This is a genomic window from Carnobacteriaceae bacterium zg-C25 (assembly GCA_017945845.1).
Taxonomy (GTDB): Bacteria; Bacillota; Bacilli; order Lactobacillales; family Aerococcaceae; genus WM01.
Window position 1 is genome coordinate 451,228 of record CP072828.1, and the last position, 11,659, is coordinate 462,886.

An 11,659-nucleotide genomic window follows, 5' to 3' on the forward strand; every position below is an offset into this window, starting at 1 on the left:
AGATATGGATAAAACAAGTAAAAAACGTATACTTATCATTGAAGATGAGAAAAATTTAGCGCGATTTGTTGATTTAGAATTGCATCATGAAGGTTATGAAACCGTAATTTGCCATAATGGTCGTACAGGTTTGGAAACGGCGTTATCTCAAGATTTTGATGTGATTTTACTTGATTTGATGTTACCCGAGTTAAACGGTTTAGAGGTTTGTCGTCGTATTCGTCCTGTTAAAGATACGCCGATTATTATTATGACGGCAAGAGATTCCGTTATTGATCGTGTTTCGGGATTGGATCAGGGGGCAGATGATTATATTGTGAAACCGTTTGCGATTGAAGAGTTATTAGCGCGCTTACGTGCGTTGTTTAGACGCATTGAAGTGAGTGAAGAATCCAAATCTTCAAAACAAACGTTAGTAACGTATAAAGATTTAACCATTGAAAAAGAAAATCGTATTGTTAAACGCGGTGATGAAATTATCGATTTAACAAAACGTGAATACGAATTATTACTGATCCTAATGGAAAATATCAATGTCGTCTTATCTCGTGATGTGTTATTAGAACGTGTTTGGGGCTATAAGCCAGAAGTAGAAACGAACGTTGTCGACGTCTATATTCGTTACTTACGTAATAAAATAGATGTTCCCGGACAAATCAGTTACGTTCAAACAGTGCGTGGTACCGGTTATGTTATCCGTTCTTAATCGAATTAAACAGTTAAACCGCTTATCTATTCGTTGGAAATGGACGTGGTTATTAAGTTTTGCGTTTATTACGTTCTATTTGTTAATTTCATTTACGATGATTTTGGTGTTGCGACATAACCAATTCGAATCAGAAAAAGTGATTTCACAAAAATCTTCACAACAAATTATTGCCTTTGTTGAAAAGGATAATTCGGTTCGTTCGCCGTTAGATTATGAACAGTTATTTAATCCCGACAAAGCGAATCGTGAATACGATTATTTATCGTCTACGTTACAACGCGACGGTGTACTAGGGCGTATTGTCGATGCTTCTGGTAAGGTGGTTTTTGAAAGTGCTGGTTTGCGTGGAGATGTGATTGAAAATGCCTTTTTTAATCATCCGCAAGTCGTGATGTATCATGGCAAAGAAGCGATTATTATTACGCATTCATTGCAAATTGGTCAGCAAAGTCAACCGGGTTACGTTCAATTAGTGTATACACTTAAAAATTATCATGCACGCATTAATGAAATGTATCAAAATTATATTACCATCTCATTAATTGCTAGTGTGATATGTGTTGTATTGGCATATGGCATATCGTTATATTTATTTTTACCCATTAAACATATGGCACAAACAATGGCGAGTTTAAAAGAAGATGCCGAGACGAAAAAACGGATGGATTTATCCAAACGCCGTTCAGATGAGTTGATGGAATTGTCTGTTGGTTTTAATGAATTATTAGATACAATGGATTTGTATATCAATCAACAAAAACAATTCGTTGAAGATGTCTCACATGAATTACGAACCCCCGTTGCCATTGTAGAAGGGCATTTGAAATTGCTAAATCGCTGGGGAAAAAACGATCCCCAAGTTTTAGAAGAGTCGCTGCATGCCTCACTCAATGAAATTGAACGGATGAAAACACTTGTTCAAGAAATGTTAGATTTATCTAGAGCAGAGCAAGTCGGCATCAATTATAAAAACGAAGTGACGGAAGTGTTGAGCCTTATCTACCAAATTCATCAAAATTTTGTTATAATAAATGAAGACTTTACGTTTACGTTAGAAATAGATGGCGATAAAAACAAAGAAATATTTGTACCTATTGCGCGACATCATTTAGAGCAAGTGTTTATCATTTTGTTGGATAATGCGGTAAAATATTCAACAGATAAACCATACATTCATATTTCGTTATCGTCTACTGTAAATCACGTTCAAATTTCGATACAAGATTATGGTGAAGGTATTCGTGAAGAAGATATTGCTAAAGTTTTTGGACGTTTTTATCGTGTTGATAAAGCACGTTCAAGACATAAAGGTGGTAATGGGCTAGGTTTATCCATTGCTAAAGAATTAATTGAAGGGTATAAAGGGACAATTCACGTTGAGAGTGTAATCAACAGTGGTTCAATATTTAGAATTGAACTTCCCATTATTACCGATTCAACTAAAATAGCGCAAGCCAAGCAAAAAACACAGCAACATAAGGAGGGGAAACATGTCATTAATTGATATTTTATTAGCGTTACTACTTGTTGCGGTCATTGTATTAGTCGCTTTTATTATTTTGACCGTTCAAAAAGTGACAAAAATTTTAGGTACGGTCAATGAAACAATGGGCGAAGTAAAACGTACAGTAAATGTCGTGACAAACGATGTAGACAATTTATCAGTTGAAGTGCAAGGATTATTGAATAAAAGTAACTTATTACTCAATGATATTAATGGAAAGTTAGAAAAAACAGATCCTTTATTTACGGCTATTGGTGATGTGGGTGTGAGTGTTTCAGACATTAATCGCACAGCTAACTTAGCGGCAAAACGTTTTACGGTAAAACGTCAAACAAGAAACAATTCAGTCGTCAAAACGGCTAGTTCTTTAAATAGAATTATTAGACAATTCAAAAAATAGGAGGAATTGAATATGTGTAAAAAATTTGTTCCAGGATTAATTGTAGGTGCATTAGTTGGTGCAGGAATTGCTTTATTGGTTACACCAAAATCAGGCAAAGAACTGCGTGAAGATTTATTGGATAAATCAGAAGACTTAAAAGCTATTGCGTTAGATTACATGGAGTTATTAACGGTTAAAGGTGAAGAGTTGTTGACAGCAACTAAAGATACAACCGATTCATTAGTTGAAAAATTCAATGATAAAAAAGATGAATTAGCGGATACGTTGGCAGAAAAAACAGATGCATTAACAGAAGCGCTTAATGACAAAAAAGAAGCATTAACTGCAAAACTTTCCGAAGTAACTGAAAAAGTATCACAATAATAGATGACTAATCCATGAAAGAGAGTCGTATGATTCTCTTTTTTGTATTTTGAGGAAAACATGAAAACAGGACAAATTGTAAAAGCGTTAAGCGGATTTTATTATATTTTGAGTGATAATGAAATTTATCAAACGAGAGGTCGGGGAAAATTTAGAAAGCAACAATTTTCGCCTTTGGTGGGGGACATTGTTGATTTTGATTATACGAATCAAAAAGAAGGGCGTATTTTAGATGTGCATTCGAGAAAAAATGAAATGATTAGACCGTCTATTGCCAATATTGATTGTGCTGTCATTGTGATGTCTGTTGTTGAACCGAATTTTTCATTGAATTTATTGGATCGTTATATTGTCACGTTAGAAAAAAATAATATCGCCCCAATTATTTATGTGAGTAAGGGGGATTTATCACCTGTTACACCAGAAATGATGGACATGCTAAATCATTATGAACAGATGGGATACCCTGTTGTTTTAGGGCATGAAGACAATGCGTTTGAAAATCTTCAGCAACAATTAAAATCTAAATTGTCTGTTTTAATGGGACAATCGGGTGCAGGGAAATCAACGCTGTTAAATCAATTGTTACCCACATTGCAACTTGAAACGGCTGAAATTTCGAGTTATTTAAATCGTGGGAAGCATACGACACGTCACGTTGAAATTCATGATGTGAACGGTTGCTATATTGCGGATACCCCTGGATTTAGTGCGATTGATTTAAGTGACATTACACTAACGGAGTTGCCTACGTATTTTGAAGATTTCAATCATTTATCAAACAATTGTCGTTTTCGTGGGTGTGTGCATTTAAATGAACCGGGATGTGCTGTTAAAGAAGCTTTAAATTCATCTTATCCGTTGACACAACGGTATCAAAATTATTTACAATTTAGACAAGAAATTGAATTGCGACCAATACAATATGGTAAAAAATAATATTTGGAAAATAGGAGAAACAAAATGAAAATTGCTCCCTCAATTTTAAGTGCAGATTTTGCGAATTTACAACGTGATGTGGAATTGGTAGCCTCTTTAGGTGCTGACTTAATTCATATTGATGCAATGGATGGACAGTTTGTTCCTAATATTACTTTAGGGCCGAATGTTGTGTCTGCTTTACGAAAAGTAACGACGTTACCATTAGATGTTCATTTAATGATTGATCAACCTGAACGATTTATTGATGCGTTCGCAAAAGCGGGTGCAGATTACATTACAGTTCACGTTGAAGCAACGAAACATTTACATCGTGTGTTACAACAAATTAAAGGGCATCATATTAAGTGTGGTGTGGTCATCAATCCCGCTACACCAGTAAGTTTAATCGAACCTGTTTTAAACCAAGTGGATATGGTGTTAGTGATGACGGTTAATCCCGGTTTTGGTGGGCAAAGTTTTATTGTTGAAACGCTAGATAAAGTGAAACAGTTAAATGCATTACGTCAAGAAAAAGGATACGACTATTTAATAGAAGTAGACGGCGGCATTAACGATAAAACGGCAAAATGGTGCAAAGACGCTGGCGTGGACATTGCCGTTGCGGGATCATATATTTATGATGCCAAAGACGTTAAAGTGGCGATAGATCGTTTAAAAGAGGCGTAATATGGGTGTGAAAATGACGTTTTATGCTGGGAATAAGCTTCCTTTTTGCCAGCAGTTTAACGAATACGATTTTGATGTTTTAATTGGTGTCGATGGTGGCGCTAAATTGCTCATTGATCATGGCTACACTTTAGATTATGCCATTGGTGATTTTGATTCGGTGACGGTACAAAACGCTACTGAAGTGGTGGTGTTACCTGCTGAGAAAGATGATACCGATTTACAATATGCACTTAGCTATATGATTGAACAGTATGGTTGGGAAAATATTGATGAAATCAATATTTTTGGTGCGCTCAATGGAAAGCGTTTGGATCATACGTTATGCAATGTTTGGTTGGTTTTTGAAGAACGATTTTTCAATGTGTTGCACAAAATCAAATTGATCGATGACACCAATACGATGCAATTTTTATTGCCGGGAAAACATGTCTTAACAAAGCAAGCAGATAAACGTTACTTATCATTTATTAGTGTGGAGCCGATACAACACCTCACGTTGAAAAATGTCAAATACCCGCTACTAGAAAGAGATTTACAACAGAGCGTTGCTTATATTAGTAACGAGTTTGTGGACGAGACGATGTGTGTGTCGTTTTCAAAAGGAAAAATAATTGTATTACAAACAAAGGATTAAAAATGTTATCAAAAGAAAAATTAGCAAGAATTAACGAGTTGGCAAAAAAATCAAAGGTACAAGAGTTGTCAGCCGACGAAAAAATGGAGCAACAAGCGTTGCGCAGTGAATATTTAGAGACGTTTAGAAAAGGGATGCGTCATCATATCGAGGGGTTAAAATTCATTGATCCTGAAGGTACGGATGTAACGCCTGAAAAGTTAAAGCAAATTCAAAAAGAAAAAGGATTACACAATCGCCATGTTGAATAAATTGCATGAATTATATCGTGATCATCCCGAAATGCCGTACATTAGTCCGGAACGTGATGTTGAGGCGTTTTTAAAAAAAGTTCCTGTAAAATTAGTGAGTAAATTGTACATGACGCGTTTAGAAAATGGGTTGTTGCCGGGGGACATTATGATATTGTGGCGTGTCAATTTTGGAACATTTACAACTGAAATGCCGTATTCAAAATATTTTGAATATACGTATGGGATTGATGGACCAGCACGCATGAAGCAATTAATTAAAGATGGTTATGTGCTTTTAGAATCGGTATTTGATTCGTTAGATCACATCAATAGCGCGCAAGTTAAAGCGTTACTCAAAGAAAAGCAAGTGACGGGATTATCAAAAATGAAACGTGATGAGTTGGATGAAACGCTTAAATTGCATTACACCGAAGATGAATTAGCAAATAAAATCACAATTCGTGGCTATTGCTTAACTGAAAAAGGCAAACAGGCATTGAAAGAAGGACAGTGGGTTGTCGATAAACACCCGAAAAAAACGTTTTAAAAATAATTGATGTATAAAATTTGAGGCGTATCATGGAAAAAGTGTATAAGCGATTGTCGCATAAGTGGGTTTATATCGCTATAATGATCATTAGCGGTATGTTGACACATGGTTTTATATGATGGCTATTTTTGAAACTGTATTTAAAAGGATATGAAAATAATTGAAATTTTTTATAAATTTATGTAAAATATGAACATATTGACTTTAAGAAATGAGGAAAACGTATGGAACCAGTATTCGTAGTATTGATTGCATTACTTGCAGCAGCACTAGGAGCTGTCGGTGGATTTTTCATTGCACGTCGTTCAATGATGAAATATTTTGAAGAAAACCCACCGATTGATGACAATATGATTCGTACAATGATGGCACAAATGGGACAAAAACCTTCTGAAAAGAAAGTACAACAAATTGTGCAATCTATGCGTATGCAATCAAAACGTAAATCATCTAAAAAGTAATTTTGTATTAGAAAACTGTTGATAACACGTGTATCAACAGTTTTTTCTTTCAGTATAAAATAGAAAGCGTTTGACGATTTTTAACGTCTATGCTCTTTATTTATTTGACATCACTCATAGAGTCAATTATTATGAATAACGATGAATATGGGAACAAAGATAGGGAAAAAGATGAGTTATAAAAATTTAGTCATTGTTGAATCGCCCGCAAAAGCAAAAACAATTGAAAAATATTTAGGTAAAAATTATAAAGTTGTAGCGAGTAAAGGGCATTTACGCGATTTACCAAAAAGTAAATTGGGTGTTGATATTGCAAACAATTATGAACCAAGCTATATTGCCATTCGTGGTAAAGGTGATTTGATTAAAGAGTTAAAAAAATATGCACAAAAAGCGCAACATGTCTATTTGGCAAGTGACCCGGATAGAGAAGGGGAAGCGATTGCGTGGCATTTATCTCATTTATTAGGATTAGATGCGACACAGCCAATTCGTGTTGTTTTTAATGAAATCACTAAAGATGCGGTTAAAAATGCGTTTAAAACACCACGTGCCATTGATATGAATTTAGTGGATTCACAACAAGCACGTCGTGTATTGGATAGACTGGTTGGGTATTCGATTTCGCCAATTTTATGGAAAAAGGTGAAAAAAGGGTTGAGTGCCGGACGTGTTCAATCGGTGGCGTTAAAATTAATTATTGATCGTGAAAAGGCTATTCAACAATTTAAACCTGAAGAATATTGGACGATTGATGCGAATTTCATTAAAGATAAAACGGTTTTTGGTGCACAGTTTTATGGTGTAAAAGGTAAAAAGGTACAACTGAATACTAAAGAAGATGTGGAAAATATTCAAAAGCAATTGACAGATGCAACGTATTTGGTGACACAAGTTGTTAAAAAAGAACGTAAACGTCAACCAGCTTTACCATTTACAACGAGTAATTTACAACAAGAAGCGGTGCGTAAATTGAATTTTAGAACGGGACGTACTATGGCGATTGCACAACAGTTGTATGAAGGTGTTCCGTTAGGGCGTTTAGGGACTGTCGGTTTAATTACGTATATGCGAACCGATTCTACGCGCGTATCAGATGTGGCGCGTCATGAAGCTGTAGAGTATATTACACAAGAACATGGTAAAGAATATGTAGGGACACTTCGTCAAGGCAAGAGTCCACAAGGTGCGCAAGATGCTCATGAGGCAATTCGACCAACTAGTGTATTCCGAACACCGAATAGTATTGAAAAATATTTGACGAAAGAGCAGTTAAAACTGTATTCATTAATTTGGGCACGATTTGTGGCGAGCCAAATGTCATCAGCTATTTACGATACGGTACAAGCAACTATTGAACAAAATAATGTACAATTTAGAGCGAATGGATCAAACGTCAAATTTCAAGGGTTTTTAAAAGTGTATGAAGAGAGTGTCGAAGGAACAAAAGAAAAAAACAATCGACTACCTCAATTGGAAAATGGCGATGTTGTCAAAATTAAAGATAACGATTCTAATCAACACTTTACCCAACCACCTGCACGTTATTCAGAAGCGACGTTAATTAAAGCGCTTGAAGAAAATGGTGTCGGTCGTCCAAGTACGTATGCGCCAACGTTAGACACCATTCAACGTCGCTACTACGTTAAATTAGTTTCTAAACGATTTGAGCCAACCGAGTTGGGTGCCATTGTTAATCAACTCATTAACGACTTTTTCCCGGATATTGTCGATGTTACATTTACGGCAAATATGGAATCTGATTTAGATGGTGTGGAAGACGGTAAAAAAGTATGGCAAGATGTCATTGATGTGTTTTATCAACCGTTTAGTCAGTATTTACAAAAAGCCGAGCAAGAAATTGATAAAGTTGACATTAAAGATGAACCCGCTGGATTTGATTGCGAAAATTGTGGGCATGAAATGGTTATTAAAATTGGTAAATTTGGTAAGTTTTATGCGTGTTCTAATTTCCCGGATTGTCGCAATACGCAAGCCATTATGAAAAAAATTGGTGTGACGTGTCCGACGTGTCATAAAGGCGATATTTTAGAACGTAAATCAAAACGAAATAAACTATTTTATGGTTGTTCTTTATATCCAGAATGTGCGTTTGTATCGTGGGATAAACCGTTAGATAGAAGTTGTCCAAAATGTGCTCACTACTTAGTAGAGAAAAAAGTACGCGGTGGTAAACAAATTGCATGTAGCGAGTGTGACTATAAAGAAACTGTTCAAAAATAAAAAAATGATCCAATCTGTTAAACGGATTGGATTTTTTGGTATAATAGATATACAAACAGAAAAAAGGGGTATAAACATGTCACGAGTGATGATTGATAGACGGCAAGTTAGTGGGCTGGTGAAGATAATGAGTTCCAAAAGCCAAATTGATCAGCGAGTGAACGATGATGTCATTACGGTGGATACATCTAGCCAAGATATCCGTTTATTTGCTAAAATTGGAAAATGGTATGAAACTCCATCAGTCGTAGCGCATGATGGCGATTGCTTTAAAATGTATCGTCGCTATCCATTCTGGGTATTTTTATTGTTTGTTGTGGTGTTATGTGCTTTTTATTATACAAAACAATATCAAATGGGTAAGTTTATTGTGACACTTTTATTTAGTATTTACTACGACAAATATTATGCCTATACGATGAAGCGGACAACGACAACTTTGGCTATGAGTTAATAAAACGTAAGGAGAGAATATGACAAAAAATTATGAATACCCCATTGATTATACGTGGAGTCATATTGAAATGACAAAGGTCATCACACTGTTTAACGCTGTAGAAAAAGCTTATGAAACGGGAATTTTAAAAGCGGATTTTTTAAAGGCGTATGCGGATTTCAAAACAGTTATAACGTCGATCGGTGAAGAAAAGCGCATCGGTAGAGAATTTGAAAATGTATCGGGTTATGTGTTGTATAAAGTTGTACAACACGCTAAAAATAATGATGGCAAATCAAAAATTTATTTAGGAGAATAAGATGAAAGCAATTAAACAAAATATTGAAACGTGGTTATTAGAGATTGGTGAATTAATTAAAGAACGCATGTCGCAACCGTTAGAAGTGAATCAAAAGACATCGTTAGCCGATGTCGTTACAAATGTTGATAAAGAAGTGGAAACACTGTTTAAAGAAAAGATTGCAAAAGATTACCCAACGCATCGTGTTTTAGGTGAGGAGGGCATTCATCAAGAAAAAATCGATCATTTAGACGGCGATGTTTGGATTATAGATCCAATTGATGGGACACTAAATTTTGTGAAAGAAAAGCAAAATTTTGCAGTGATGATTGCGTACTATCGTAACGGTGTCGGTGAGTTAGGGTTTATTTATGACGTCATGTCTAAAGAGTTGTACGCGGCACAAAGAGGGCATGGTGCAACTAAAAATGGTGTAGTTTTACCCGTTGTTGAAGACACAGATTTAAAAAATAGTTTGTTAAACATTTCAGCAAATACATTCTTTTTAGATCCTGTTTCATTTGAAGATAAGTTGCGTGCTAGTTTAGGGTTGCGTATTGTCGGTTCGGCTGCGTTATCGTTTATCCGTTTAATCAATGGGCAACATGGTGGATATGTTTGCGTCTTTTTAAATCCATGGGACTACATGGCAGGGTTAATTTTTATGAAAGAATTAGGTTTAGTGGTTACGGATTTTAATGGTGAGCCGATTCAATTATTGCAAAAAACAACATTGTTAGCAGCAACCCCAACAACACATAAAGAAATTTTAGATAAGTAGAGAGAATGAAATTTTCTCTCTTTTTTTGTGTATATTTGTATTTTTTCGGTAATGTTATCGTATGGAGGGTTGTATCTATGCGTGAATTAGTTATTGTGTTTTGGCATTATCAAATGGGAAATGACAAAGACATGCACCTTTTTATTGAGTTGTTAATGAAGAATTTTTCAATAGAAGAAGTTTGCCATTATTTTAATTTTTCAATGAAACAGCATGATCAATTGTGTGCCTATCGTCAGGAATATCGAGATATTAAAAAAATATACGATACACAGTCTATTCGTTTGCTGACTTTTTTCGATGATCACTATCCAGAAAGTTTAAAAGCGATGCATTTTCCGCCACTAGTTTTATCGTATAAAGGTAATATTGGCTTGTTGTCGCATAAGCGAATAACATTTGTAGCAGAAAATGAGTTGAGTTTTTATGCCGAACAAGTGATTGATGATATGGTGTCGACGTTAAAAGGTAAAACGATTGTAGCGTCAATTTTGTTTGATAGTACGCGGTATCTTTATGATTACGCCAATAAAAATGGAATACGTAGTATTTTAGTGTTGGGTAGTAGTTTTGATAAACAATATCCATTAAAACACTTATTTTTAGAAAATCACGCTTATAAAACAGGACTAGTCATTTGTGAATATCCTTTAAATGTTCCGTTTCGTAAAACGAGTTTGTTGAGACATCGCCAATTATTAGTTGGGTTGTCTTCGGTGGTTTGTGTGTTGGAATGTTCAAAAAAGAGTAGCCATTTATTAAATGCGTACGTAGCACTTGAGCAAAATAAAGAGGTTGTTGTGCCACCGCACAATTTATTTGAAGATTTTGGTAATGGTGGCAATTCGTTGATTCAAGAAGGTGCACGAATTTATTTGTGTGCAACGGATTTACAAGAGGCGTTGGATGATGCTTATTAAATTGTTCGTAATGCTAATAGTCGGTTAGTTGCTTTAGGCAAGGCATCGATAAATCATAGTGATCACATGACAAAATAATGTAAATGTAAGGCGTTACAAAATGGTCAAAAAATGATATAATAACTGTAACACATATAAAAGGAGATAAATGATGAGCGTAAATATTTATGATACAGCCAACCAATTAGAAAGAGAGTTTAGACAAAGTGAAGCGTTTGTGGCATTGCAAAACGCCTTTGCTGCAATTGAAAATGATGCGGTAGCTAAAAAAGAATTTGAAGCCTTTAAAGGATTAACTAAAAAATTCCAACATTTTCAAGAAACAGGTGAACAACCAACTGAGCAAGATTTAATTGAAGCAGAAGAAATTTCAAAACGTGCACAAGAAAACGCATTGATTTTAGAATTAGTCAAATCAGAACAAGCGGTTAGTGCGTTGATTGGAGAGTTAAATAACATTATTACGAAACCTTTATCAGAATTGTATAATGTCTAAAATAGGTTAAATT

16 protein-coding genes are annotated in these 11,659 nt (G+C 35.1%); all 16 read left to right on the forward strand.

Features of this window, described 5'->3' with window-relative positions:
* Positions 1-4: 4 nt before the first annotated feature.
* The 16 genes from J7S27_02185 (at position 5) to J7S27_02260 (ending at position 11,646) form a co-directional block, all read left to right on the forward strand.
* A complete protein-coding gene (locus J7S27_02185; protein ID QTU83346.1) occupies positions 5-706 on the forward strand; it encodes a response regulator transcription factor in 702 nt (233 codons plus the stop codon).
* Positions 690-2,213: a HAMP domain-containing histidine kinase gene (locus tag J7S27_02190; GenBank protein QTU83347.1), complete on the forward strand. Its 1,524-nt coding sequence runs from the start codon at positions 690-692 to the stop codon at positions 2,211-2,213. The genes J7S27_02185 and J7S27_02190 overlap by 17 nt, the downstream gene beginning before the upstream one ends.
* Positions 2,200-2,613: a DUF948 domain-containing protein gene (locus J7S27_02195; GenBank protein ID QTU83348.1), complete on the forward strand. Its 414-nt coding sequence runs from the start codon at positions 2,200-2,202 to the stop codon at positions 2,611-2,613. Before J7S27_02190 ends, J7S27_02195 begins: the two co-directional genes overlap by 14 nt.
* Before the next feature lie 12 nt (positions 2,614-2,625).
* Complete coding sequence (locus J7S27_02200; GenBank protein QTU83349.1) at positions 2,626-2,979, forward strand: YtxH domain-containing protein; 354 nt, start codon at positions 2,626-2,628, stop codon at positions 2,977-2,979.
* Positions 2,980-3,039: 60 nt separating this feature from the next.
* On the forward strand, positions 3,040-3,918 hold the full coding sequence (rsgA, locus tag J7S27_02205) for a ribosome small subunit-dependent GTPase A (protein ID QTU83350.1): 879 nt from the start codon (positions 3,040-3,042) through the stop codon (positions 3,916-3,918).
* A gap of 24 nt (positions 3,919-3,942) precedes the next feature.
* On the forward strand, positions 3,943-4,587 hold the full coding sequence (locus J7S27_02210; GenBank protein QTU83351.1) for a ribulose-phosphate 3-epimerase: 645 nt from the start codon (positions 3,943-3,945) through the stop codon (positions 4,585-4,587).
* Position 4,588: 1 nt separating this feature from the next.
* Entirely contained in the window at positions 4,589-5,224 is a 636-nt protein-coding gene (locus J7S27_02215; protein QTU83352.1) for a thiamine diphosphokinase, read from the forward strand.
* Positions 5,225-5,226: 2 nt separating this feature from the next.
* Positions 5,227-5,475, forward strand: coding sequence for a DUF896 family protein (locus J7S27_02220; GenBank protein QTU83353.1), 249 nt, complete (start codon positions 5,227-5,229; stop codon positions 5,473-5,475).
* Positions 5,465-6,004 (forward strand): hypothetical protein, encoded by a 540-nt coding sequence (locus J7S27_02225; protein ID QTU83354.1) that lies wholly within the window; start codon positions 5,465-5,467, stop codon positions 6,002-6,004. The genes J7S27_02220 and J7S27_02225 overlap by 11 nt, the downstream gene beginning before the upstream one ends.
* 227 nt (positions 6,005-6,231) lie before the next feature.
* The gene (locus J7S27_02230) at positions 6,232-6,468 is read left to right on the forward strand and encodes a YneF family protein (protein ID QTU83355.1); all 237 of its coding nucleotides are present in this window, start codon (positions 6,232-6,234) and stop codon (positions 6,466-6,468) included.
* A 171-nt stretch (positions 6,469-6,639) separates the two neighbouring features.
* A complete protein-coding gene (gene topA, locus J7S27_02235) occupies positions 6,640-8,712 on the forward strand; it encodes a type I DNA topoisomerase (protein QTU83356.1) in 2,073 nt (690 codons plus the stop codon).
* A 127-nt stretch (positions 8,713-8,839) separates the two neighbouring features.
* Positions 8,840-9,166, forward strand: a complete 327-nt coding sequence (locus J7S27_02240) for a hypothetical protein (protein ID QTU83357.1) — start codon at positions 8,840-8,842, stop codon at positions 9,164-9,166.
* 19 nt (positions 9,167-9,185) lie between these two features.
* Positions 9,186-9,467: a UPF0223 family protein gene (locus J7S27_02245; protein QTU83358.1), complete on the forward strand. Its 282-nt coding sequence runs from the start codon at positions 9,186-9,188 to the stop codon at positions 9,465-9,467.
* A gap of 1 nt (position 9,468) precedes the next feature.
* On the forward strand, positions 9,469-10,230 hold the full coding sequence (locus J7S27_02250; protein ID QTU83359.1) for an inositol monophosphatase family protein: 762 nt from the start codon (positions 9,469-9,471) through the stop codon (positions 10,228-10,230).
* 77 nt (positions 10,231-10,307) lie between these two features.
* Entirely contained in the window at positions 10,308-11,150 is an 843-nt protein-coding gene (locus tag J7S27_02255; protein ID QTU83360.1) for a DNA-protecting protein DprA, read from the forward strand.
* A 151-nt stretch (positions 11,151-11,301) separates the two neighbouring features.
* Positions 11,302-11,646, forward strand: coding sequence for a YlbF family regulator (locus tag J7S27_02260; GenBank protein ID QTU83361.1), 345 nt, complete (start codon positions 11,302-11,304; stop codon positions 11,644-11,646).
* Positions 11,647-11,659 lie beyond the last annotated feature (13 nt).